We start from the raw sequence: 24,089 nt of genomic DNA, 5'->3' as shown, positions 1-24,089 counted from the left end.
AATTATATTGATATTATTAACGTTATTCAAAAGAAAATCCTGTATTTCTACAGGATTGATAAAATTTTGAAATCAGAAGCTAGATATTAGGGATTAGACGGAAGCTTTTAGATTTTATGAATAATTGTTGAATCAAGAGCCAACACTAAAACCCTCAGGTTCTCAAACCCGAATCACCCATCTCGAACTCATTACTCATAACTTGTTTCATGTACTTTCACCGCTCTTCCGCTCGGGTCATTCATTTTTTTGAAAGCTTCATCCCATTCTAAAGCGATAGGAGTGGAGCAGGCCACTGAAGGAACCGAAGGTACTGTTGCTGCGGCTGTTTCACTTGGGAAATGTTCTTCAAAGATGGTTCTGTAACGGTATTCCTCTTTATTCTGAGGAGTGTTCAGCGGGAACCTGAATCTTGCATTGGCCATCATTTCGTCTGTCACCTCTTTCTCGGCAACCTCTTTTAATGTGTCTATCCAGGAATAGCCCACACCGTCTGAAAATTGTTCTTTTTGTCTCCAGACAATAGATTCAGGAAGAACATCTTCAAAAGCTTTTCGCAATACCCATTTCTCGATTTTTCCTTCTTCAACACTGATCATTTTGTCTTTTGGATTGACAGCCATGGCAATATCCATGAATTCTTTATCCAGGAAAGGAACCCTGCCTTCAATTCCCCAGCTCATCAGGGCTTTGTTGGCTCTTAAACAATCATATAAATGAAGCTTGCCCAGTTTTCTTACCGTTTCATCATGGAATTCTTTAGCATTGGGAGCTTTGTGGAAATATAAATATCCGCCGAACAGCTCATCTGAACCTTCTCCGGAAAGCACCATTTTGATTCCCATAGATTTGATCACTCTTGCCAGAAGATACATCGGTGTGGAAGCTCTGATGGTCGTTACATCATAAGTTTCCAGATGATAGATCACATCACGTACTGCATCTAATCCTTCCTGAACGGTGAAATTAACTTCATGGTGAACAGATCCGATATGGTCTGCGGCTTTTCTTGCAGCAGCCAGGTCTGGAGAGCCTGTTAAGCCTACTGCAAAACTGTGAAGCCTAGGGTACCATGCTTCCTGAGTGTCACCACTCTCAACTCGCTGTCTTGCAAATTTCGCAGTAACTGCTGAAATAACAGATGAATCCAGACCTCCGGAAAGGAGAACCCCGTAAGGAACATCACTCATCAGCTGTCTGTGAACGGCATCTTCAAGGCCTTTTCTTATTTTTGAAATATCGGTTTCGTTGTCTTTTACGCTGTCAAAGCTTTCCCAGTCTCTTTTGTACCATTTTTGAAGTCCTGCTCCATCAGGGCTGTATACAAAATGCCCGGGAAGAAATGTTTCAATGGTTTTACAAACACCTTCCAGTGCTTTTAGCTCAGAAGCGACGTAATAATTTCCGTTTTTATCCCATCCCTGATAAAGGGGACAGATTCCCATATGATCACGGGCGATCAGATAAATTCCTTTTTCTATATCATAAAGGGCGAATGCAAAAATCCCGTTGAGCTTTTCAATGAAGTCTTTTCCGTATTTTCTGTAGAGGGCAAGGATCACTTCACAATCCGACTGGGTCTGAAATTCGAAATCCGGAAATTCTTCTTTTAATTCTCTATGGTTATAGATCTCTCCGTTCACTGCCAGAACTACTTTTTCGTCCTTGGTGAATAAGGGCTGCTTTCCTGAAGTAGGATCTACGATAGCAAGCCTTTCATGAGAAAATACAACTTTGTCATCCTGAAATACACCGCTCCAGTCCGGGCCGCGATGACGGATCTTTTTTGACATTTCTAAAACCTGAGGTCTTAATATTTCGGTCTTTTGTTTGGCATCAAACAAACATACAATTCCACACATGTTGTTACTTATTTGAAGCAAAATTAGCTTTGGTGTTTAAAAATAACAACAAAAAATAATTAAAAATTAATATTTTTAACTTAATAGTTTGTTTTTGTGAAAAATATTAACTATTTGGATCAGTTATCACGTTTTTAATTGATTTTTTTCACCTGAGAAAAATAGAGTTATTATTACCTTCTATACAAAATTAAAATGAAATAATTATTAATATATGGTAATTTATTATATGAATTTTAGCCCTTACTTTGTGGCTCGAAATAATTTTTTTTCATCATTTGTGTTTTTACCTTCTTGCAATTCTCTTTGCAAGAAGGTTTTGTTTTATTGAGACCCAAGCAAAACTCCTGAAACATTCCATGAACTGAAGCTTGTGCCTTCCCTTTCTCCCTGGGGAATCTTTATCTGTATGGTATGTTTACCTGCTTTCAGATTTCCAAGAGGAATGAAGTTTGGATTGGTAACTGTTCCCGGACACCAGTTTGACCTGCTGAGGTCTGATGAAGAAAGTCCGTCCGGGAAATTTCCTGATGCAGGATTGTAAAGTCTGTAAGAGCCGCAGTCTGATCTCCAGGGCACAAAAGAAAACGTCATTTTCCCATCTAAGAATATAGAATTGGGTTTGGGAACAAATTCATCTCCGTTTTCCCAGCCTCCGTGTCCGGTAGTGATGTATCTCAGCTGAGCATTCTTTAAATCTTTTTCTAATGTAAATTCTACAAAGAGTCCTTTATCCTTATCGAACATCGTTGAATAATCCTGACCTGCCATCTCCATGATATTTAAAGTATTAAAAAGAGGAATCGCCACATTATTCTTATAAATATTCTGGTCACTTTTATGAATAGTGATCTCCAGATTTGCTTTGTGACCGCCTTTATCATAATTACCGATAAAAGTCCCCACCCAGACTTCCTTCCCGGAAAGAGAAGGCTTCAGTTCTGTGATATCCTGTCGGTACGGGCTTACGGTCTGCCAGTCTTTTCCTTTTAATTGAATATGATTGAATTTCTGAATCCCGAAGGCTGTAAAGAATCTCATTATCTCTATTGCCGGACTGTAGTTTTCAGTAGCATTTACTCCATGATACAGCTTTCCATTGCCGTTGTCATAAACAGGAAGTATTTTAGCTCCTTTTTCCAGTCCGTCAAAAAATGAGGTTTCTTTATCCTGCGGAATAAAAAATACAGTTCCTGTTCTGTCGTACGCATCTCCGTTGGATTGCTGCTTCACTTCAACAAAGATACTTTCTCTTTCTTTAATTGAAGGGAATTTTATTTTTTTTAGGATAATAGTTCCATTAGCAAATCTTTTGACCTGTTCATCCGATTTAGATTCATCCGAAAAATTAATGATTTCATTTTCAAAAACTTTCAGTGTGGTAAAACGGCTTTTCCAAAGAAGGTCTTTGTAGCCCAGTAGATCAGTGGATTGTATTGAGCCCTTTAAGATGTGGCCAATATCTGTTGTTTTAACTTTTTTAATGGAACTTGCAGTGATCTGCGAATTTTTATTTCTTTCGATTTCCATAACAAATCCCAGATTCTGTCCTAAAACAGACGGCCCGCCATTAATTTTTAAATCATCGGTATACCAAACCTCAATTGTATTGGAATTAATCTTTGTTACTGCTTTTTTACAGGTATACCCCAGAATCTTTTTCGTTTCATTGGTTAATTCAAATGTCTGTTTTCCTATAGATTCTGCGTCTGAAGAAGAAATAATTTCTCCCGGTTTCAGGAAAGCATAAGAAACAACCGTATTGGAAGGTTTCTCAACTTTGGTGATCTCAAATGGATAATCACTTTTCTGTTCTCTGATCTTATTATTCAGAATGAAATTACTTGTTGCATCCGCCCAGACAAGAGTAGGAGACTGTTCGGTAAGAACTTTCCCGTTATAAGAACTGGTGTATTGGATTTCATAAGTCTGTGCATATGAAAGAACACATAGAAATAACGCAAAGAAGCTGGACAGAATTCTTTTATTCATAAATCTGTTTTTCATAAAGTGAATTTTCAAATTTCCGTCTGGATTTTAAAAAGTTTACGATATTATAAGTAGGGATTAATGATGCATATGTTACAAACCGTTTTTCAATGTAGAGAAAACGATATATCTGGCTGAAAATTTTTCAATAAAAAAGCTGCCCCGAAATAGAGCAGCTATATATTTTTATAGATGAATTGAAAAATTAAGAAACTCTTTCAATCAGTGCCATATAGAACCCATCGTAACCATGGCTAGGCATTACTTTATCATCTTTAATTAGCTTATAACCTGAGTTGGTTTTCAGAAACTCTTCTACTTGTAAATTGTTTTCAGAAGGTAATATAGAACAGGTAGCATACACCATTTTTCCGCCTACTTTAAGCATTTTGGAATAATCCTGAAGAATCTGTTGCTGCTCTTTTTTAATTCTGTCAATAAAATCCTGGTCAATTTTCCATTTGCTGTCCGGGTTTCTTTTTAAAACACCAAGTCCTGAACAAGGAGCATCAATCAGAAGTCGGTCCACTTTATCATGAAGACGCTTGATCACTTTGTTGTCAGAGATCATACGGGTTTCGATATTGTGTGCTCCCGCTCTTTTTGCACGGCGTTTCAGTTCAGCCAGCTTCCATTCGAAGATATCCAAAGCTACGATCTGCCCTTTATTTCCCATTAATGCAGCTAAATGAAGTGTTTTTCCACCTGCACCCGCACAGGCATCCACTACTCTTTGCCCTTCTTTTACATCCAGGAAATATCCGATTTTCTGTGAAGAAGCATCCTGAACCTCAAATAAACCTTCTTTAAAAGCAGTTGTAAGGAAAACATTCTTCTTTTCCTCAAGCTGTACAGCATCCGGATAGTTTTTTACCGTGTAAGCCACTACACCTTCATCTGCAAGATCAGAAATAAGTTCTTTTGGAGTTGTTTTAAGACTGTTTGCTCTTAATACGGTCGGAGCCTGCTCGTTTAAAGCGTGCATTTCCTTTTCCCAGCCTGGTCCTAATTCTTTTTCCAAAGTTTCAGCCAGCCATTCCGGAATAGAATGTTCAATTGCTTTCGTAGGAACGGTGTTCTTTTTAAGCTTGGTAAGTATATCTGCGATTTTAATTCCGTCAAATTCTTCAAATTTTTTGTAATTAGTCTTGCTCCAAAGCAGATACGCAATCATCAGTTTATATATATTGGTTGGTTTTACCCCTTCCCCCATATAATATTCAAGACGTTTTTTCCAGCGGATAATGTTATAGAAGATCTCAGAAACAACGGCTCTGTCCTGACTTCCCCATTTTCTGTGGGCTTTTAAAAGTCTTTCGATTACCTTATCGGCATATTTATTTTTCTCGAAAAATGTTTCCTGTAAAGCATCGTGAATTCCGATCGCTAGGTTTCTGTGAATAAGTTCCATAAAATTGCTTCGCTGTTTGAATCTGCAAAAGTACGAATTATAGTTGAGAGTTGAGGATTGGGTTGATGAGTTTGAGTGTAGTAGGGTTTTAGAATTTGTGAGTGGAGAAGGAGTTGCTGTTGACAGTTGCTAGTTCGTAGTAATTAAGCCTCATTTTTTAATGGATTGAAATCTAATATCTTTAGAAATATTAAAATAAGGATAAATATATGATGTCTGAAGGCCTCGAAGCCACCAGTCATGCTATTATTTGATGTCTGAAATCTGGTATCTTGCTTCTTGGCTCTTGACTCCCATTTCCCAAATCCATCATTCACATTTCACTTGCGAGCAAAATTCACAATTGGCGTTTCCAATTTCAATCTTAGTAAGTATCATATCTCGTGTCTGAAATCTGACATCTAAAACAAAAATCTTACCTTTGCAAAAAATAAAAAATATGAGTGATACTGTACTTTGTCCAAAATGCAGCTCCGAATTTACTTATCCGAGTGAAAATAATATGATGACCTGCTCGCAGTGTTTTTACGAATGGAATCCTGAAGAAACGACTGCTGAAAGTTCTAACGAAAAAAAAATATTGGATTCAAACGGGAATGAGCTTCAGGATGGAGATTCTGTAGTAGTAATCAAAGACCTTCCTGTAAAAGGAGCGCCAAAACCGGTAAAAGCGGGAACAAAAGTTAAAAATATCCGTCTCAGACCTGACAGCGATCATAACATTGATTGTAAAATTGATGGTTTCGGGTCTATGGCTCTAAAATCAGAGTTTGTGAAGAAAGCGTAAGGTTTTATTGCATAAAAAAAGGAAAAGATTGGACAGTGTAATCTTTCAAAGACTTAATTGCAGGGAGGTGCTAATGTCCGTCTCAGGGCAGAAAGAGAATTAACCAAAAATTTCCTTATGCTGTAGAAATACAAATGTAAGAAAAAGTTTTAAACCGCTTCTTAGATTTGTATTTTTTTTTATCCATATTTTAACAATAACTATAAGAAAATGTATGAGTTATGAGGTTTAGTCAAAAGAAATCCTGATATTTCCCTCTACCTTCCCGTCTGTATAGACAATAAGCTCTTTATTTTGAGCCTTGATTTTATTCCAGTAATGATTTCCTGCAAACCTGCTTTCCAGCAGTTCGGCTTCGGCTCCGTTTTCAGAAATTTTTATTTCTTTGGGATAATATGAAAATTTAGTAAGCTTGAATTCTGCTCTTTCTTCCTCATTGAATATATTCACTTCACCAAAAAGTTTGGCGACATAAGAATTATAAGGATTTTTGTAAGTTTCTTCCGGGTTGTCGTTCTGGATCAGTCTTCCATCCTTCAGAATGACAATCTGGTCTAGCCACGGCATAATATCCTGAAGTTCATGAGTAGAAATAATTAAAGAAATCTGATGCTGTTTCACGTATCTGAAAAGTCTTTCACGAAGCTCTATTTTTCTGGAGAAATCCAGATTACTGAAAGGTTCGTCTAAAATAAGAAGTTTCGGCAATACAGAAAGAGCTCTGGCTATGGCAACCCTCTGCTGTTGGCCCCCGCTTAAATATTTAGGAAGTACGTGGGCAAATTCCTGAAGCCCTACTACTTCCAGAAGTTCCATGACCGTTTCTTTTTTTTGAGCTAAATGGATATTGGAAATAAATTTCCCTACATTTTCGGCAACAGTGGCGTAAGGCATCAGGTCAAAATTCTGGGCCACCAGTTTCATTTCGGCTTCTCCGGGAACAAGATTTCCTTTAGGACCCAAAAGGCGTTTTCCATTAAAAACAATCTCGCCGCTTTCCCAGTCCAGAAGACCGTAAATCAGGTTAAGCAATGTAGACTTTCCACAGCCGCTTTCTCCTGCCAGTGCAATAATTCTGCCTTCCTTAAACCCCAGATTAAGGTTCTGAAACAGTGGATTATCTTTGGTGTGGGAAAAATATAAATTGTTTATTTCTAAAAGCATAATACAAATGTAAGGTTTTTATGAAAAAATAAAATTTTTTATTATATTAGCGGAAGTAATAAAAATATATCAAAAATGAGAAAAAAACTGTTTTCACTAGCTATTCCTGCTTTATTTGTTGCGGCTGTAGCGGTTTCTTGTAAAAAAGATAAACCGGTTACCAGCGAAAGCAATGAAGTGACAACTACAAAAGACGGGAATCAGTATACAGTGGACACATTAAACAGTAAAGTGGAGTGGAAAGGATATAAAGTTTTCAAGTCCGAAAGTACAAGTCATTTCGGAACAATCAAGTTTGAAAGCGGTGATGTTACCATAAAAGACGGGAAGCTTGAAAGCGGAAAATTTGTTGCTGATATGAACTCTCTGACGTCTGTAGACCTTAAAGACGATGCTGACCAGCTAGGAAAACTGAATGGTCATCTTAAGAGCGGTGATTTTTTTGAAGTGGAAAAATTTCCTACCGCTTCTTTTGAAATTACAAAAGTGACACCGGCTATGGAAGGAGATTACAATACGCTTTTGGATGGAAATTTAACTATTAAAGGTATTTCAAAACCGGTTCAGTTTAAGGCTAATGTTTCTGTAAAAGACGGAGAAGTAAGTGTGGCTACTGAGCCAAAAGATATTAAAAGAGAAGAGTTTGGCGTAAAGTTCCAGGCTCCTGCTGAAAACGGAGTGATTAAGGATGAGGTAACTCTTCAGATCAACGTTAAAGCTTTAGAAAAGAAATAATTTTTTTATTTAAGTGAAATAAGTGATTGAAGTCTGCCTCCCGTAAAGGGGCAGATTTTTTTATCACAGATTCATTATTAAACTTAAAAAACGTATTTTTGCAAAACATTTTGAAAGGGTAAAACAATGATAGAAAAGATAGAAGAACTACTTACCGAAGTAAACAGCTTCAATGCTACGTCTAAAGAGGAAATTGAAAACTTCCGGATTAAGTATAATGGTAAAAAAGGTGTTCTGAATGATTTTTTTGAAAAATTTAAAGAAGTTCCAAACGACCAGAAAAAGGAATTCGGACAGAAGATTAATTCTTTGAAACAGGCTGTTGCAGGAAAACTGGAAGATCTGAAAGATGCTTCCCAGTCTGCTATTGTTACAGAAAAAGAAGATCTTACCAGACCTGCTTTTCCATTGGATCTTGGGTCAAGACACCCTATCAATCTGGTGAAAAACAGGATCATTGAAATCTTCAAATCTATAGGTTTCGCAGTAGCTGATGGTCCTGAAATAGAAGACGACTGGCACAACTTTACAGCGCTTAATCTTCCTGAGTACCATCCGGCAAGAGATATGCAGGATACTTTCTTTATCGAGCAGAATCCGGATATCCTTTTAAGAACGCATACGTCTTCCGTACAGATCCGTTATATGGAAGAAAACCAGCCGCCAATCAGAATCCTTTCTCCGGGAAGAGTATTTAGAAATGAGGCTATTTCTTCACGGTCACACTGTATTTTCCATCAAATTGAAGGATTGTATATTGATGAGAACGTAAGCTTTGCAGATCTTAAGCAGACGATCCAGTTCTTTACCACTGAGCTTTTCGGAAAATCCAAGATCAGAATGAGACCGTCTTATTTCCCGTTCACAGAGCCCAGTGCTGAAATTGATGTATATTGGGGATTAAACTCTGAGACCGATTACAGAATTACCAAAGGAACAGGTTGGCTGGAGATCATGGGATGCGGAATGGTAGACCCTGCGGTTCTTAAAAATGTAAATATTGATTCTGAGAAATATTCGGGATATGCTTTCGGAATGGGGATTGAAAGAATTACAATGCTTCTTTACCAGATGAGCGACATCAGAATGTTCTTCGAAAATGATATCAGAACTTTAGAACAGTTTAAATCACTATAAAAATTAAACCTCCGGATATTCCGGAGGTTTTTGTTTTTAATTACTGACCTAAGAAACAAAACGTAATTAAAAACGAGATTATATTGAAAAATCACAACGTGACCATTTTATACAGAGGTTTATTAATTTTATATTAATTTTTTCTTCTTCGAAATTTCGTCACGCTGAGCGGACTCTAAGCGTTATATTTATTACTCCGGATATTTTTTAGTCTTTACTTTGCTGTTATTAATAAGACAGCCGGAAATTAAAATGTATTACATTACACAATAAAAAATGCCTGCAAAAATATTTTGCAGGCATTTTTTATAATTCAAAAGACTGAGTGTCTTTTACTTATATTTTAAAGGGTATTTCACATTTTTAAGATCATCAATACTTGCTTTCAGTGAGCCTACAGCCAATTCTGCTTTCAGAAGCATGGGAATATGGTTGGCATCATTGGTTACCCACATCGTTACGCCTTCTTTTTCTTTGAAAACCCTTCCGCTTTTTACAGATGGGATAATTTTCAGGCAGTTAATGGTCCCGAACTTGGTTTTCAGATCTTCTGCTCCTGTCACCTTTAGCTGAAACGGAAACATTTCATCATCAATCCATACATTCATATTGATTACTGTTCCTACCTTTAGTTCGCTGGTGCTTTTGCTTCTCAGGTAATAGAAACAGGAAAGCATATCCTGAATACCTTTTACAGATTTAATCACTTTAGACCCGTTGGCAGGAGTCTTTTTATCCGTTAAGATCAGCGTATGATTATTATGGTTGAAAACGGTTTCAAAATGCTGACGATAGCTTCCTTCACGTACATTTCTTACATAAAAGCTAGGCAGCCCGGTTTCTATATTAATAAAGCTTTCATATAAATCTTCCACTTTGAAAAAGGCTTTTACGGCACCTGTAGTCTGGCCTGTGCCTTTCACATACAGATGGGGAGTGCCCATATAGTTGGTCTTTTTGGCAGTAAGATTGGCAGTTCCGGCATTCAGGATTCCATAGTGTATTCTGAATGTAATAGACTCACCGTCAGAGATATTGTCGATCTGAGCATAGCTCATCATGAACATACATATTGCAAAAAGATTTAAAATTTTCTTCATGGTATGACATTTACAAAAACATTGCCAAATTTAAGATTCTTAAGTATTTACAGGAATTTGATAAATCTCAGGTTTTTATTTAGAATCAATTAAATATGCTTCGCATTAAAATTAGTAAATTTGCAGTTACATGTATAATTAAATTATCTTATTATGATAACCACTGATATATTGATCATAGGAGCCGGACCTACCGGGCTTTTTGCTGTTTTTGAAGCAGGTTTATTAAAAATGAAGTGCCATATTATTGATGCACTTCCGCAGCCAGGAGGACAGCTAGCAGAGCTTTATCCGAAAAAACCTATTTTCGATATTCCGGGATATCCTTCAGTGAATGCTGGAGAATTAGTAGATAATTTAATGGAGCAGATCAAGCAATTCCAGCCGGGATTCACTTTGGGAGAAACTGCGGTTTCTTATAAAAAAGTGGATGATGAATGGTTTGAAGTGATCACCAACAAAGGAACGGTGCACAGATGCAAAGCTATTGCCATTGCCGGTGGATTGGGAACTTTTGAGCCCAGAAAGCCTACTTTTGAAAACGTTGCTGACTATGAGGAAAAAGGTCTTGAATATTTTGTTAAAGAGCCTGAGCATTTCAGAAACAAAAGAGTAGTGATTGCCGGAGGAGGAGATTCTGCTCTTGACTGGAGCGTTTTCCTTTCCAATGTAGCAAGTGAAGTGACTTTGATCCACAGAAGAAATGAGTTCAGAGGAGCTTTGGATTCCGTAGAGAAAGTTCAGGATCTTAAGAACCAGGGTAAAATTAAATTAATTACGCCTGCTGAAGTTACTGGTATCAAAGGGGACGGAAAAGTTGAAGCGATCACGGTAGAAATTGAAGGCCAGGAAGCTTTCGATATTGAAACAGATTATTTCATTCCTCTATTCGGACTGACTCCAAAATTGGGAGAGATCGGAAACTGGGGACTGAATATTGAGAAAAATGCGATCGTTGTAAACAATGCGCTTGATTATCAGACGAATATCGATGGAATCTATGCGATCGGAGATATCAATACCTATCCGGGAAAACTGAAGCTGATCCTTTGTGGTTTCCACGAAGCTACTTTAATGTGTCAGAGTGTTTACAACAGACTGAATCCGGGTAAGAAATTTGTCCTTAAATATACAACAGTAAGCGGTGTAGATGGATTTGACGGCAGCCGTAAGGAAGCAGAAAAGGCAGTTGTGAAAAAAATTGACTAATTTTGCATTATTATGTCAGATATTAATATAAAGATCACGGATCGGGAAGGGGTGACCCATGATGTTGTAGCACCTACAGATATGTCTATGAACCTGATGGAGATCATCCGCTCTTATGAACTGGCGGAAGAGGGAACCATCGGAGTATGCGGAGGAATGGCGATGTGTGCCTCATGTCAGGTATATGTGATTAATGATCCGGGCCTTGAGCCAATGGGCGATGAAGAAGATGCCATGCTGGCGGAAGCTTACCACGTGAAAGACAACAGCAGACTGGGATGTCAGCTGCATATGATGGATGCTATGGAAGGTCTTGAAGTGGAGATTGCTCCCTATCCTTAGAATATATTTAATTTAAGTTAATATAAAAACCGCTTGGAAATTTCCAAGCGGTTTTGTTATGTGTATATTATTTACTATTTTTTATTTGAATAATATTTCTCTTCGTGAATGATTATAGTATCTTTTTTAATTATTATATCTTCTCCTTCGAAATCCATTTTCCTACAGTAGGCGCCTGATAATTTCTCATTTTATCCAAAAGCTCGTCAATGCTGCCACTTATCAAAAGCATATCACGATTCACTTGCTTTAAAAATCCTTTATCAACCATAGTTTGAACCAGTCTTATTAAATCATCATAAAACCTATCGATATTTAAAATACCGATCGGTTTTTTATGAAGCCCGAGCTGTGCCCATGTGATCATTTCAAAGAACTCTTCCAAGGTTCCGTAGCCGCCGGGAAGAACGATCACGCCATCGCAGAGGTCATTCATCTTTGTTTTTCTTTCATGCATGGTTTCTACGAGGATGAGTTCGGTAAGTTTTTTATGGGCAATTTCTTTGGATTGCAGGAAGTGGGGAAGAACTCCAACGACTTTCCCCTTTTCATTTAAAGCTCCATCTGCAACGGCTCCCATCAAACCAACATCTGCACCGCCGTAAATCAGTTGAATGTCTTGTTTTGCCAATGTTTGTCCCAGAAGGAAAGCCTGTTCTTTAAAAATATCATCTGTGCCGAAACTTGAGCCGCAGAATACTGTTATACTTTTCATTATTGTAAATCTTGTTAAATGATTTTTGAACCATTAAGATCAATGAAGTGATTAAGGAAAGTTAAGTAAAATATCGAAGATATTTTTAAGCGTAATATCTGTAAATTCTTAATGATCTTAACGACTTAAAAAAAAACTTAATGGTTCAAATTAAAAATATCCAAAATCAAACGACTTTGGATATTCAATATAGCAATTTTATCTTCTTATTTTAAAGGAATATTCGCTAAAATATCTTTAGTAAAGCTCCAGAACTTCTGAGCAGAAGGAATATTAGCTTTTTCATCCGGAGAGTGAGCTCCTCTGATTGTTGGCCCGAAACTTACCATTTCCATTTCAGGATAATTGGCTCCGATAATCCCACATTCCAGTCCTGCGTGACAAGCTACCACATGAGGCTTTTCGCCAAATTTTTCGGTGTAGATTTTTTCCATCAGCTGTACGATCTCAGAACCCGGTTTTGGCTTCCATCCAGGATAAGAACCACTGAATTCAACATTCATTCCGGCTAATTCTGCTACAGATTTTAACTGTTCTGCTACCGAATACTTAGATGAATCCACAGATGACCTGGTTAAGTTTAAGATTTTAAGCTCACCGCCTTTTAATTCCACTCTTGCTACATTGTTGGATGCTTCCACAAGATCTTTTACGTCCGGGCTCATTCTGTAAACCCCATTGTGAAGAGATTTTAAAGTAAGAATAATCTTCCTGGAATCATCCTCGGAAACTGCCTTGTCAGATGTTGTGGAATTTTCAATATTGATGTGGAGACCAGGTTCTACCGTAGCAAATTCTTCTAAAATTTCTTTTTTCAGAATTGTAGCTGTTTCGATAAATTCCTGAGCATTTCTCACAGAAATAAGTGCCGTAGCTTCTCTTGGAATGGCATTTCTCAATCCGCCTCCGTCTATAGATACCAATTGAATATTCTGGTTTGCTGAACCACTGTAAAGAAGTCTTCCTAAAATAATATTGGAATTTCCGAAACCTTTGTGAATGTCCATTCCTGAATGTCCTCCCTGCAGGCCTTTCACTTCAATTCTTATAATCTGTCCTTTTGCTGCTTCTGTTCCATAATTTTGAGTAATGGTTACATCTACACCGCCTGCACAGCCGATATCAATTTCATCATCTTCTTCCGTATCCAGGTTTAATAAGATTTCTCCTGTAAGCTGACCCGGCTTTAAACCTAACGCGCCTGTCATTCCCGTCTCTTCATCAATCGTAAAAAGAGCTTCCATAGCAGGATGTGGAATATCTGAACTTTCAAGGATTGACATGATGGTTGCCACTCCTAAACCGTTATCAGCACCCAGAGTTGTTCCTTTTGCCTTTACCCAATCTCCATCTACCTCCATTTTGATACCTTCTGTATCGAAATCAAAATTAACATCGCTGTTTTTCTGGCATACCATATCCAAGTGCGACTGAAGAACGACGGATTTACGGTTTTCCATGCCCGGAGTTGCAGGTTTCCTGATAATCACATTTCCTACTTCATCCACCGTAGTTTCCAATCCTAAATTTTCACCAAATTCTTTGATGAAAGCAATCACTCTTTCTTCTTTTTTAGATGGTCTTGGAACTGCATTTAATTTGGAGAAATTTTTCCAGATAATCTGCGGTTCTATATTAGATAATTCCATGAAATTTTATTTTTATCAAAATTACAAAATAAAAAATGCTTCCGTGAATCCGGAAGCACTTTTTATGTGGAGAATAGAGGTAAATTTGTCTTTATCTCTATTGTTTTTTAACATCCGCATTCCCCGTAAATAGGTAATGTTTCTACAGTACCATCCGGTTTTTCAATCGTCAGGGTACCTTCGAATAATAAAGCTTCTTCGCTTTTTATTTTTTTTCCTTTTACAGAAATCTTATAGTTGTCGCTTTCAATTTCTTTCGTCAGTTCTTCGTCAACTTCCATATCGCTTGACGAGATAAGATTCATTGTTAATCTTTTACCGTCAAGTTTCATGTAGGCTGTTTTTCCTGCATCATCAGCATAAATGTATTTTTCTGCTTCAAAATCAGCCTTATTTCTTGCAAAATAGCATGAGCATTCTTTGATCTCTTTTGGAAAAGGGATAATGTCTACTAGAACTTTTCCTGGTGCTGTTTCTGTTTTTGCAGAATCTTTAACAAGGTTTAAAGAATCTGTTGAAGTGCTATCCCTGACAGTTTCCTTATCTTTTTTACACGCAGTCAAAAGAAGTGCTGAAAAAAGAATGATTAAATATTTCATTGTCTGTGGTTTTTATGTTTAGCCTCTTGCTCTTTCAAGAAGAACCATCATCAGTAAGGATAAGATGACTAAACTTTCGTCTTCGTCATCAATATCGATCATTCTGTCAAGCTGGAATCTTCTTCCGAAGAACGAAGGCATTTTTTTAAGTTTAAAATATTCTTTTCCGTCAATACCTCTTACGGTATAAGCGGGGTTAAGAAAATATCCTGTGAACATTCCTATAATTGGAATCTCACTCACCATGCCATCAAAGAATTTTGTCCATGCATTATCCTCTGTGACTGTGAATTTGGGTTGGTCGTTTGAATCCAGGATGTCATAAGTAGATTTCCAGAGAGAGCGCATCCCTTTTCTTGCCAGTCTTCCGTAATTTTTGTTGTCAGTGAGGTCGTTTAAAGAATAAGAAGCATTGAAATCGATCCATTGATTGGCTTTGATCCTGAAAAGCTCTTTAGATTTGCTTTCGTCATTGAAAACAATAACATCTTCCTTCAGCTTGAACATTTTCTGACGGACATACGCTACATAGTTCCCGTTTCTGTCTGTAATATTGAAATCACTTGCCAAAGTGGAGATTTTAAATTTGAAATCCAGAGGATAATTTAGGTTTTTAAGTACCATTAGTTTATTTTTTTCATATTAGAACCCCAAAGATAAAGGTTTTTTTAGAACTAAGAACCAAGAACCAAGAACCAAGAACCAAGAGTCAAGAACCGAGATTTTAGATATCAGATGCCAGATTTCAGACACGAGACATGAGACTTTAGGTTAAGGCTGAGATTCAGGTTGGAAAATGCCAATGGTGAATTTTGCTTTGCAAGTGAATGGTGAGTGAGCGAACCACGATGTAAGAGTCAAGAATCCAGATGCCAGATTTCAGATTTCAGACATGAGTACTGGTGGCTTCGGGAGCCTCAGCCTCCAGATATTGGTTTTTTATTCTATATTTCTGACCATGTCAGGTTTTAGTTTATCAACTTCTTTTATAACCACATGCTCTAAACCCCTTCAACGCTCCGACCTGCACCCCGGAGTACGCCCCTGAAACTTATAATTCCCCAACGCTAAAAGCCCTAAAACTCTCTGACTCTCTAACTCATAAACCCCTTCAATTCTCAACAATATTCCTTATTTTTGTAGTTATGGATTACCCTAGTAAAGTGTTAGCAAAAGCCGTAGACGAAATTTCAGGGCTGCCCGGAATCGGGAGAAAAACAGCGTTGAGATTGGCATTGCATCTGTTAAAACAACCCAGTTCCAGAGCAATAGGACTTGGAAACTCATTGATCAACCTTGTTAACGAAATAAAATATTGCAAAGAATGCCATAATTTTTCAGATTTTGACGTTTGTGAGATCTGCAGCAATGAAAAAAGGAACAGCGAGCTGATCTGTATCGTTGAAGATGTACGTGACGTAATTGCCATTGAAAATACAGGAAAGTTTACAGGGAAATACCTGATCTTGGGTGGGAAAATATCACCGATGGAAGGCGTTGGGCCCAATCAGCTGAATATACCGAGTATTGAAAGAAAAGTGAACGAAGGCGGGGTAAAAGAATTTATTTTTGCGTTAAGTGCCACAATGGAAGGGGATACAACAGCCTATTATATTTACAAAAAATTTAAAAACTTTAAGGTCAGTTTTTCAAGCATTGCCAGAGGAATCTCAGTAGGAGACGAACTGGAATATGCAGATGAAGTATCTTTGGGAAGATCCATTATTAACAGGCTGCCATACAACGAAAAGGATTAATATGAAGCTGTCAATAATCATTGTCAATTATAATGTGACCAGGCTGTTGAGAAATTGCCTTCTGTCTATCCAAAAATATGCGGAAGGGGAGGATTATGAAGTAATTGTTATAGACAATGCATCTACTGATGCTTCCTGGAGTGATCTCATTCCGGAATTTCCCAAGGTCCATTTTATATCCTCCGAACATAATGAAGGTTTTGCTGTTGCCAATAACAAAGCGATAAAAACAGCAGCCGGAGAATATGTTCTTCTTTTAAATCCGGATACCGAACTGGAAGGATATTATATGAAAGATATTCTGGATTTTTCTGATTCTAAACCGGATTTTGGATGCCTCGGGGTAAGGATGCATGATGCAGAGGGGAACTTTCTGCCTGAAAGTAAACGCTCAGTACCGGATATGTTCAATTCTTTTGAAAAGCTGTTTACGAATTTCAAGAGAAGCAATTCACAATCCTATTACAGAAGTGATATTGATGAAAATGCAGTTGCAGAAGTAGATGTGGTTACCGGAGCTTTTTTATTAATCAGAAGAGAGGTTTATGAAAAAATTGGTGGGCTGGATGAAGCATATTTTATGTACGGGGAAGACATTGATCTGTGCTATACGCTGTTGAGAAGCGGTTATAAAAACTATTATTATGGAAAGGCTTCCCTTCTCCATCATAAAGGAGAGAGTACTATTAAAGATGAGGTGTATCTTGACCGGTTTTATGGGGCTATGCAGATCTTTATTGATAAATATTACAGAGAATCTAAGCCTATGCAGTATTCATTTTTAAAAGCAGGACTAAGGCTTCGTCACAAGATCGAGAAGATCAAGCTAAAATAAAAAAGCAGTTCAATTTGAACTGCTTTTGTTGTATATAAGATAAATCTGTTATTATTTTGCCGGAGCTACAGGTGTCTGAGCCGGAGTAGTGGTAGTCGCCGCTGGAGTAGATTGTTTAGCCGGAGCTGTAGTTTCTTTCTTCACTGGCTGCTGCTGTGCAGGAGCTGCTGTTGTAGGCTTACCTGTGATCACAACGCTTATAAGGATAAGAACGATGATTACTGCGCCCAGAGTCCATGTTGCTTTTTCCATGAAATCATTGGTTCTCTGTACTCCGAACTGTGCAGGTGATGCACCTCCGAAAGTACTGGAAAGGCCTCCTCCTTTAGGATTTTGAGCCATAACGATGATTACCAATAAGATGCTGGCAATCATAACAAGAACCATCAATAGTGTAAATATAGTATCCATTAATTCTGATATCTTTTTGAATGGGCAAATTTAATCTTTTTTTACCGAATGGCAAAGAAGATCACAGTAAATGTTATTTAAAAATAAAAACGGCAGCGTCAGCTGCCGTTTTTATATAAAAAAAGAGTATTCTTTATTTAAAATCAGAATCTTTAGCCTGGTTCACTTCGTATGATTTTACATTCATTACCATATCCATGCCCATTTGGCTTACGGAGATGGTATATGGCATTTTCACACCATTTACATCTTTGTAATTAGAGAAAGTGGTAGGAATGGTTACTTCCTGTCCCTGCGCTTTTGCAGTTCTGGTTTCTCCTGTTTTTAATCCTGTAGCTACACTGTAGTAATACGTTACATTATTACCTTTTACAGCATAAGAATCTTCACCACCAATTTTTTCAATTCCAGCCACTTTGTATTCTGAAGATTTTGCAAAACCTAACTCTTCAAATAATTCAGTATTTTTCTGTTTTTCAGCAACTTGTTCCGGTTTCATAGGTGTTTTTTGTCCCATTTGCTCAGAATATCCCTGTTTTCCGTCGAAAACCTGCTTTTGAACAACCTGGCCCATGGCGGTAACTGATGTTGATTCCTTTCCACCCTGAGCTTTTATGATTTTAAAATCAATATTCTGCCCCTGCATAGACATCGAAGCATCCATTGTGTAAGAAGAGATTTTTGCGAGATTTGCTTTTCCTCCGATTGCAGTGATGTATTTATCAGCGATAGAAGCTACACTTACATTGGCATCTACTTTTTGTGCAGTCGGTTTTGCTACCGGATTAGCTTCTTTATCGTAATATTTTACAGGGTAGCCTAGTTTTTCAAGCCCTTCAGAAATATCAGCGGCTTTACCGGCAATGAAAATTCTGCTTTGATTGGGTAAAATGGTAGATTTTACTGCATTGGAAATATCAGCTGCAGTTACCTTATCAATTGATTTTAAATAATTGGTATAGAAATCAGACGGAAGGTCCTGGACCTTTTGATTTAAAGCAAATTTGGCAATCGTTTCGGGCTTCTCCAGAGACATGATGAAAGAACCTTTCAGCTTAGCCTTGGCATTTTCCAGTTCTTCAGGTTTTACGGTAGAAATGGCATTAAGTTCATTCATAAATTCCTTAACTGCTTTATCCGTAACCTCATTTCTTACACTTGCATCAGCTGAAAAGTCAGAAGAATATTTACCGGCATTCATACTAGAATAAGCACCATAAGTGAATCCGTTCTTTTCGCGAAGGTTCATGAAAAGTCTCGCTTCACCGCCTCCGCCTAAGATATAATTGGCCATTGTAGCAGCAAAATAATTGGGATCTTTCATTTTAAGATTGTTCAGGTTATTCACCGAAACCACAGACTGTACAGCCGAAGGAACATCTACCACATTAATCTCTGTTTTGGATAGATTGGAAGCCGGTTCCAGTGTAGTTGCCGGTGTATTGGCCTTTTTCCATCCGCTGAAAGCTTTTTCTACCAGTGATTTTACCTTGTCAAATTTCACATCACCTACAATTACTAAATAAGCATTGTCCGGAGCGTAATATTTTTTATAAACGTTTTGTACGTCAGCCAATTGGATTTTATTGATCGTTTCCACGGTTTCGAATTCACCTCTGGCTGTATTTTTACCATACATTAATGCATTGGAAACTTTAGAAGCAATGGAAGAAGCATTTTTTTCATCTGCCTTTAATCCTTCCAATGCTCTTTCCTTTGAGCTTTGGATTTCTTCCGCAGAGAACTTTGGATTAATGATCGCATCTGCCATTAAACCCAGTACCTCAGGGAAATATTTTGAAAGAGAATTCGCAAAAGCACCATTGGAAGAAAAGTTTAAATTGGCTCCCAGATAATCTACTTTTTTATTAAAATCCTCTTTGCTCAGATTGGTTGTTCCGTTTTCGAACTGCTCAGCCATGATAGAGCTTACTCCGGCTACGCTTCCTTCGAGGAAAGGCGGTCTGTCCATAGAAAGAGTAGTGTTTACTCTTGGTAGTTTATTGTTTTCCACAACCATTACCGTAAGACCATTGCTTAGCTGGAAAGTTTTTGGTTTTGCAATGTTGATCGCAGGAGTAGGTCCCGGTTTCGGCATTGCATTAAGGTCAATTTTTTGTGCTGAAACCGTTCCTGCGAATAAAAACGCTGCAGCTATATATGTTAATTGCTTTTTCATTTGTAAAAATTTAATTTTTAATAATCATATTTCAAAACCTGAGTTTTAAATGATTACTTTTTTTCAGGAACGTAATTAATGATTACTCTTTGATTGGAATTCAGATATTTTTTAGCCGCATTCTGCAGATCCTGTCTCGTGATCGATCTGTAAATGTCGATTTCCTTATTGATCAGGTTGGTATCACCCATCAGAACATGATTGGTTGCCAATGAAGCCGCAATTCCCTGAATACTTGAGTTGGCATTTACGAACTGATTCTCATACTGGTTTTGAAGCTTCTGATAATCTTCCTCGGAGATCAGACCTGTTTGCAGTTTTTTAATTTCAGCATCAATATCCGCCTGTAAAGTCTGTTTTGTAGTCTGGCCCATCGGGATTGCGAAGAATGCGAAAATACTGTAATCTTCAAGACCCTGGTTGAAAGCCTGTACGGCAAGCGCTTTTTTATCCTGATCAACTAATTTTTTGTATAAAACTGAAGATTTACCATTGCTCAGATAAGATGAAAGCATATCTAGAACATAGGCATCTTTTTCTTTATTCGCCGGAGTTCTGTACGCGAAAATATACGCAGGAAGCTGAATGTTCGGGTCTGTAGCCGTTACCTCTTTTTCCTGAGTTATAGGAGCATCTTTCGGGAAATCTTTTGGATAAAGGGTTCCTTTCTGGATTCCTCCGTAGTATTCCTGGATCCATTTTTTAGTCTGCTCAGGCTTGATATCTCCTGCAACTACCAATGTGGCATTGTTCGGAACGTAGTATTTTTTATAGAAAGCCTGGAACTCTTCCAGTTTTGCAGAGTTAAGATCTTCCATAGAACCGATCGTAGGCCAGTTGTACGGGTGATTCGTAAATAAATTTTTCTGAATAGTAGGAAAAAGGTTTCCATAAGGCTGGTTGTCCATTCTTAATCTTTTCTCCTCTTTTACAACCTCTCTCTGAGTATCTACCCCCACTTGATTGATCAAGGCATGGCGCATTCTTTCAGCTTCCATCCAAAGACCCAGCTGCTCGTTGTTGGAAGGGAATGTTTCATAATAATACGTTCGGTCATTCGTAGTGTTTGCATTATTTTGTCCTCCGTTTGAAGAAACGATCTTAAACCAGTCACCTCTTTTGATGTTGGGGGTTCCTTCAAACAGAAGATGTTCAAAAAAGTGGGCAAAACCTGTTCTTCCCTTTACTTCATCCTTCGCACCTACATGATACATTACCCCAGTAGTGACTACCGGCGCAGAATTGTCCTGGTGAAGAATTACGTGAAGACCGTTTGGCAGGTCATACTCTTCGAATTTAATTTGCTGTGCATTCAGGACCATTCCGAAGAAAGATGCTGCTGCTACAGAAAGAAGTCGCTTTTTCATAAAGTAGAAATTGTTTTGTATAAATTAGTAGGGCAAACACGGTATTTGTTACATAATTACTCTACTTATTTTTGATTTGCAAAATCTTATGAATCCATTTTTTTGTAACCATAATATTACCAATACAGAAAGTGAAAGTGGACTATTGTGAAAAACTCAAATGATTAAAACTGTTCTAACCCTTAAGAACAGACAGTCTAATTTTTTACTTTCTATAAATTAAACTCATAATTTGAATTGTCCTTTGAATACATTAATTTTGTGTTCCCAAAATTTTTTGCAGTATGGATTATCTGAAAGGACTCAATGAATCACAATATGAAGCCGTTACCTCTCTACAGGGACCATTGATGGTGCTTGCGGGCGCAGGGTCCGGAAAGACACGTGTGCTCACCATGCGTATTGCCCACCTGATCCACAACGGAATTGACCCTTTCAATATTCTGGCCCTGACGTTTACCAATAAAGCTGCCCGCGAAATGAAAGACCGTATCGCGAAAGTAGTGGGAGACAGCAATGCAAGAAGCTTATGGATGGGAACTTTTCACTCTGTTTTTGCAAGAATCCTGAGAATTGAAGGTCATTATCTGGGCTATCCTTCTAATTTTACGATCTATGACCAGCAGGATGCCTTGAATGTTATCAGAAAAGTACTCAAAGACATGAACATCGATGCCGATCTTTATAAGCCTAAAAAAGTTCAGGCAAGAATTTCAACATACAAAAATAATCTGATCACAGTAAAGGCCTATTTCAACAATCCGGAACTGATGGAAGCTGATGAAAAAGCCAATATGAAATTCATCGGAAAGATCTACCAGAAATATGTGGAAGCGTGTTTTAAGAACGGCGCGATGGATTTTGATGACTTACTGCTAAAGACCAATGAATTACTGACCCGTTTTCCGGAAGTATTGGCCAAATACCAGGACAGGTTCAGGTATATCATGGTAGATGAGTACCAGGATACCAACCATTCCCAGTATCTTATTGTGAAAGCTCTGGCCTCAAAATTTGAAAATATCTGTGTGGTAGGAGATGATGCACAGTCCATTTATTCCTTCCGTGGCGCGAATATTTATAATATCTTAAACTTTAAGAAGGATTATCCTGATGCGATAACTGTTTCTCTGGAGCAGAATTACCGCTCGACTCAGAACATTGTAAATGCAGCCAACGTTGTCATCGCAAAAAACTTACAGCAGTTTAAAAAGAATGTTTTCAGCGATAATGAAGAAGGAGACAAGATCAAAATATACCGTTCCCTTTCTGACGCTGATGAAGCAAATTTTGTAGCCGGAAATATCTGGGAACTCAGAAACACTGACCAGAGAAAGTACAGTGATTTTGCAATTTTATATAGAACCAATTCACAGACCAGGGCATTTGAAGACGCGCTGAGACGTAAAAATATTCCTTACAAAGTTTACGGAGGGCTTTCGTTCTATCAGAGAAAGGAGGTGAAAGATCTTATTGCCTATCTGCGTCTTCTGGTTAATGAAAATGATTCTGAGGCATTGATGAGGATCATTAATTACCCTACAAGAGGAATTGGAGAAACCACACAGAATAAACTGATCGTTTTTGCGGATTCCCATAATGTAACCATTTCACAGGTACTGGATAATCTGCCGATGTATGCTCCGCAGTTGGGCTTAAACAACGGTGTTTTAATCAAACTGAATGATTTCTGGTCCATGATCAAAGCTTTCCAGGTATTACTGAAAACTGATACTGCTTACAGTGTTGCTATGGAAGTTGCCAAACGCAGCGGACTGATTAAATTCTTAAAGGATGACCAGACTCCTGAAGGAATTTCCAGGGTAGAAAACGTGCAGGAATTAATGAACTCTATGCAGGGATTCATTGAAGAGCAGATGCAGCTGGAAGACGGAGATCCGAGCCTTCCGAATTTCCTTGAAAATATTGCTCTTTCTGCCGATACTCAGGATAAAAATACAGATGAAGATATGGTTTCTTTAATGACCATTCACCTGTCTAAAGGTCTGGAATTTCCGGTGGTACATCTTGTGGGACTTGAGGAAAATCTATTCCCAAGCTTTATGAGCTCAGCGACAAGGGAAGACCTGGAAGAAGAAAGACGTTTATTTTATGTAGCCTTAACAAGAGCTGAAAAGCAGGTATTTTTCTCGTATGCAGTTTCGCGTTTTCAGTGGGGGAAAATCACGGATGCGGAACCATCAAGATTCTTAAGTGAAATAGATGAAGAATATATTGAATTCTTGAATCCTGCTCTGGAAAAGAGATTTATCAATAATACAGGAATTAAATCCAATATTTTTGATGAGCATCCTTCCGAACAGCGTTCTTTCAGAAAAGTTGAAAAGAAAACCATTGAAAAAGGGGAAGGCTCAAAACCTGCACCTGAAGTCAGAAAGCTGAAGCCGGTAAGCACGGCGAAAATTATCAATCCAAGCGGCGCTTCTTCACAGGATATTGAAGTAGGAGACAAAGTAAGACACGACCGTTTCGGCATCGGGGAAGTTTCTTTCCTTGATGGTACAGATCCGCAGAACATCAAAGCTAAAGTAATTTTCATACATGAAGGAGAGAAAAATCTTATCCTGAAGTATGCAAAACTGACGAAAATATAATAATACATTTTTTAAGCAAAAAAGCTGATTATCATAGTTTAAATTTAAAACGGGTTCCATTTGGGGTCCGTTTTATATTTTACCTTCTCAAAGCCTAAAAGAATGCTGTATTTCCTGCAAACTCTACTGTATCTGCCAAATGTAAAACTCAGGTTGTAGAAGTTCTGAATGTGCTTAGATTAAAAGTTATTATGTTGATTTTAAATATTTATTGGTTGTTCTCATA

At 37.8% G+C, this 24,089-nt stretch carries 20 protein-coding genes; 8 read left to right on the top strand and 12 right to left on the bottom strand.

Features of this window, described 5'->3' with window-relative positions; genetic code table 11:
- Nucleotides 1-191: 191 nt before the first annotated feature.
- From asnB to DRF60_RS11500, 3 genes are all read right to left on the bottom strand, one after another.
- Nucleotides 192-1,862, bottom strand: a complete 1,671-nt coding sequence (asnB, locus tag DRF60_RS11510) for an asparagine synthase B (RefSeq protein ID WP_116012202.1) — start codon at nt 1,860-1,862, stop codon at nt 192-194.
- A gap of 324 nt (nt 1,863-2,186) precedes the next feature.
- Nucleotides 2,187-3,854: a GLPGLI family protein gene (locus tag DRF60_RS11505; RefSeq protein WP_116012248.1), complete on the bottom strand. Its 1,668-nt coding sequence runs from the start codon at nt 3,852-3,854 to the stop codon at nt 2,187-2,189.
- 202 nt (nt 3,855-4,056) lie between these two features.
- Nucleotides 4,057-5,262, bottom strand: coding sequence for an RsmB/NOP family class I SAM-dependent RNA methyltransferase (locus tag DRF60_RS11500; protein WP_116012201.1), 1,206 nt, complete (start codon nt 5,260-5,262; stop codon nt 4,057-4,059).
- A 439-nt stretch (nt 5,263-5,701) separates the two neighbouring features.
- Here DRF60_RS11500 and DRF60_RS11495 point away from each other — a divergent pair, with 439 nt between their 5' ends.
- Nucleotides 5,702-6,049: a zinc ribbon domain-containing protein YjdM gene (locus tag DRF60_RS11495; RefSeq protein ID WP_116012200.1), complete on the top strand. Its 348-nt coding sequence runs from the start codon at nt 5,702-5,704 to the stop codon at nt 6,047-6,049.
- Nucleotides 6,050-6,277: 228 nt separating this feature from the next.
- Here DRF60_RS11495 and DRF60_RS11490 read toward each other — a convergent pair whose 3' ends face one another.
- Nucleotides 6,278-7,213: a sulfate/molybdate ABC transporter ATP-binding protein gene (locus DRF60_RS11490; protein WP_116012199.1), complete on the bottom strand. Its 936-nt coding sequence runs from the start codon at nt 7,211-7,213 to the stop codon at nt 6,278-6,280.
- 75 nt (nt 7,214-7,288) lie between these two features.
- Between DRF60_RS11490 and DRF60_RS11485 the strand changes: the two genes are divergently transcribed.
- On the top strand, nt 7,289-7,948 hold the full coding sequence (locus DRF60_RS11485; protein WP_116012198.1) for a YceI family protein: 660 nt from the start codon (nt 7,289-7,291) through the stop codon (nt 7,946-7,948).
- Nucleotides 7,949-8,074: 126 nt separating this feature from the next.
- The gene (pheS, locus tag DRF60_RS11480) at nt 8,075-9,085 is read left to right on the top strand and encodes a phenylalanine--tRNA ligase subunit alpha (protein ID WP_111955668.1); all 1,011 of its coding nucleotides are present in this window, start codon (nt 8,075-8,077) and stop codon (nt 9,083-9,085) included.
- Nucleotides 9,086-9,417: 332 nt separating this feature from the next.
- On the opposite strand, the gene DRF60_RS11475 is transcribed toward pheS, so the two are convergent.
- A complete protein-coding gene (locus DRF60_RS11475) occupies nt 9,418-10,185 on the bottom strand; it encodes a DUF3108 domain-containing protein (protein WP_116012197.1) in 768 nt (255 codons plus the stop codon).
- A gap of 153 nt (nt 10,186-10,338) precedes the next feature.
- On the opposite strand from DRF60_RS11475, the gene DRF60_RS11470 reads away from it, so the two are divergent.
- Both DRF60_RS11470 and DRF60_RS11465 read left to right on the top strand, forming a co-directional pair.
- Nucleotides 10,339-11,394, top strand: a complete 1,056-nt coding sequence (locus tag DRF60_RS11470) for an NAD(P)/FAD-dependent oxidoreductase (protein WP_116012196.1) — start codon at nt 10,339-10,341, stop codon at nt 11,392-11,394.
- A 12-nt stretch (nt 11,395-11,406) separates the two neighbouring features.
- Nucleotides 11,407-11,736 carry a 2Fe-2S iron-sulfur cluster-binding family protein gene (locus DRF60_RS11465; RefSeq protein WP_116012195.1) on the top strand — a complete coding sequence of 110 codons (330 nt, stop codon included), beginning with the start codon at nt 11,407-11,409 and terminating at the stop codon, nt 11,734-11,736.
- A gap of 133 nt (nt 11,737-11,869) precedes the next feature.
- Here DRF60_RS11465 and DRF60_RS11460 read toward each other — a convergent pair whose 3' ends face one another.
- From DRF60_RS11460 to DRF60_RS11445, 4 genes are all read right to left on the bottom strand, one after another.
- Nucleotides 11,870-12,451 carry an LOG family protein gene (locus DRF60_RS11460; RefSeq protein ID WP_116012194.1) on the bottom strand — a complete coding sequence of 194 codons (582 nt, stop codon included), beginning with the start codon at nt 12,449-12,451 and terminating at the stop codon, nt 11,870-11,872.
- Between the two features lie 206 nt (nt 12,452-12,657).
- Nucleotides 12,658-14,100, bottom strand: coding sequence for an aminoacyl-histidine dipeptidase (locus tag DRF60_RS11455; RefSeq protein ID WP_116012193.1), 1,443 nt, complete (start codon nt 14,098-14,100; stop codon nt 12,658-12,660).
- 107 nt (nt 14,101-14,207) lie between these two features.
- Nucleotides 14,208-14,699: a hypothetical protein gene (locus tag DRF60_RS11450; protein WP_116012192.1), complete on the bottom strand. Its 492-nt coding sequence runs from the start codon at nt 14,697-14,699 to the stop codon at nt 14,208-14,210.
- Nucleotides 14,700-14,717: 18 nt separating this feature from the next.
- Nucleotides 14,718-15,323 carry an LURP-one-related/scramblase family protein gene (locus DRF60_RS11445; RefSeq protein WP_116012191.1) on the bottom strand — a complete coding sequence of 202 codons (606 nt, stop codon included), beginning with the start codon at nt 15,321-15,323 and terminating at the stop codon, nt 14,718-14,720.
- 521 nt (nt 15,324-15,844) lie between these two features.
- Here DRF60_RS11445 and recR point away from each other — a divergent pair.
- Nucleotides 15,845-16,456 carry a recombination mediator RecR gene (gene recR / locus DRF60_RS11440; RefSeq protein ID WP_111955686.1) on the top strand — a complete coding sequence of 204 codons (612 nt, stop codon included), beginning with the start codon at nt 15,845-15,847 and terminating at the stop codon, nt 16,454-16,456.
- Nucleotides 16,452-17,291, top strand: a complete 840-nt coding sequence (locus DRF60_RS11435) for a glycosyltransferase family 2 protein (protein ID WP_116012247.1) — start codon at nt 16,452-16,454, stop codon at nt 17,289-17,291. The genes recR and DRF60_RS11435 overlap by 5 nt, the downstream gene beginning before the upstream one ends.
- 51 nt (nt 17,292-17,342) lie before the next feature.
- Here DRF60_RS11435 and secG read toward each other — a convergent pair whose 3' ends face one another.
- From secG to DRF60_RS11420, 3 genes are all read right to left on the bottom strand, one after another.
- Entirely contained in the window at nt 17,343-17,702 is a 360-nt protein-coding gene (gene secG, locus DRF60_RS11430) for a preprotein translocase subunit SecG (RefSeq protein ID WP_116012190.1), read from the bottom strand.
- Nucleotides 17,703-17,835: 133 nt separating this feature from the next.
- On the bottom strand, nt 17,836-19,881 hold the full coding sequence (locus DRF60_RS11425; protein ID WP_116012189.1) for a M16 family metallopeptidase: 2,046 nt from the start codon (nt 19,879-19,881) through the stop codon (nt 17,836-17,838).
- 53 nt (nt 19,882-19,934) lie between these two features.
- Complete coding sequence (locus DRF60_RS11420) at nt 19,935-21,248, bottom strand: M16 family metallopeptidase (RefSeq protein WP_116012188.1); 1,314 nt, start codon at nt 21,246-21,248, stop codon at nt 19,935-19,937.
- 284 nt (nt 21,249-21,532) lie between these two features.
- On the opposite strand from DRF60_RS11420, the gene DRF60_RS11415 reads away from it, so the two are divergent.
- Complete coding sequence (locus tag DRF60_RS11415; RefSeq protein WP_116012187.1) at nt 21,533-23,863, top strand: ATP-dependent helicase; 2,331 nt, start codon at nt 21,533-21,535, stop codon at nt 23,861-23,863.
- Nucleotides 23,864-24,089 lie beyond the last annotated feature (226 nt).

This window comes from Chryseobacterium elymi (assembly GCF_003385495.1).
GTDB classification, from domain to species: Bacteria; Bacteroidota; Bacteroidia; order Flavobacteriales; family Weeksellaceae; genus Chryseobacterium; species Chryseobacterium elymi.
This window is presented reverse-complemented; position numbering and strand designations above follow the sequence as displayed.

Excerpts from the sequence above, each read along its gene's own strand:
- asnB (WP_116012202.1), bottom strand. The coding sequence starts at position 1,862 with ATGTGTGGAATTGTATGTTTGTTTGATGCCAAACAAAAGACCGAAATA.
- DRF60_RS11505 (WP_116012248.1), bottom strand. The coding sequence starts at position 3,854 with ATGAATAAAAGAATTCTGTCCAGCTTCTTTGCGTTATTTCTATGTGTT.
- DRF60_RS11500 (WP_116012201.1), bottom strand. The coding sequence starts at position 5,262 with ATGGAACTTATTCACAGAAACCTAGCGATCGGAATTCACGATGCTTTA.
- DRF60_RS11495 (WP_116012200.1), top strand. The coding sequence starts at position 5,702 with ATGAGTGATACTGTACTTTGTCCAAAATGCAGCTCCGAATTTACTTAT.
- DRF60_RS11490 (WP_116012199.1), bottom strand. The coding sequence starts at position 7,213 with ATGCTTTTAGAAATAAACAATTTATATTTTTCCCACACCAAAGATAAT.
- DRF60_RS11485 (WP_116012198.1), top strand. The coding sequence starts at position 7,289 with ATGAGAAAAAAACTGTTTTCACTAGCTATTCCTGCTTTATTTGTTGCG.
- pheS (WP_111955668.1), top strand. The coding sequence starts at position 8,075 with ATGATAGAAAAGATAGAAGAACTACTTACCGAAGTAAACAGCTTCAAT.
- DRF60_RS11475 (WP_116012197.1), bottom strand. The coding sequence starts at position 10,185 with ATGAAGAAAATTTTAAATCTTTTTGCAATATGTATGTTCATGATGAGC.
- DRF60_RS11470 (WP_116012196.1), top strand. The coding sequence starts at position 10,339 with ATGATAACCACTGATATATTGATCATAGGAGCCGGACCTACCGGGCTT.
- DRF60_RS11465 (WP_116012195.1), top strand. The coding sequence starts at position 11,407 with ATGTCAGATATTAATATAAAGATCACGGATCGGGAAGGGGTGACCCAT.
- DRF60_RS11460 (WP_116012194.1), bottom strand. The coding sequence starts at position 12,451 with ATGAAAAGTATAACAGTATTCTGCGGCTCAAGTTTCGGCACAGATGAT.
- DRF60_RS11455 (WP_116012193.1), bottom strand. The coding sequence starts at position 14,100 with ATGGAATTATCTAATATAGAACCGCAGATTATCTGGAAAAATTTCTCC.
- DRF60_RS11450 (WP_116012192.1), bottom strand. The coding sequence starts at position 14,699 with ATGAAATATTTAATCATTCTTTTTTCAGCACTTCTTTTGACTGCGTGT.
- DRF60_RS11445 (WP_116012191.1), bottom strand. The coding sequence starts at position 15,323 with ATGGTACTTAAAAACCTAAATTATCCTCTGGATTTCAAATTTAAAATC.
- recR (WP_111955686.1), top strand. The coding sequence starts at position 15,845 with ATGGATTACCCTAGTAAAGTGTTAGCAAAAGCCGTAGACGAAATTTCA.
- secG (WP_116012190.1), bottom strand. The coding sequence starts at position 17,702 with ATGGATACTATATTTACACTATTGATGGTTCTTGTTATGATTGCCAGC.
- DRF60_RS11425 (WP_116012189.1), bottom strand. The coding sequence starts at position 19,881 with ATGAAAAAGCAATTAACATATATAGCTGCAGCGTTTTTATTCGCAGGA.
- DRF60_RS11420 (WP_116012188.1), bottom strand. The coding sequence starts at position 21,248 with ATGAAAAAGCGACTTCTTTCTGTAGCAGCAGCATCTTTCTTCGGAATG.
- DRF60_RS11415 (WP_116012187.1), top strand. The coding sequence starts at position 21,533 with ATGGATTATCTGAAAGGACTCAATGAATCACAATATGAAGCCGTTACC.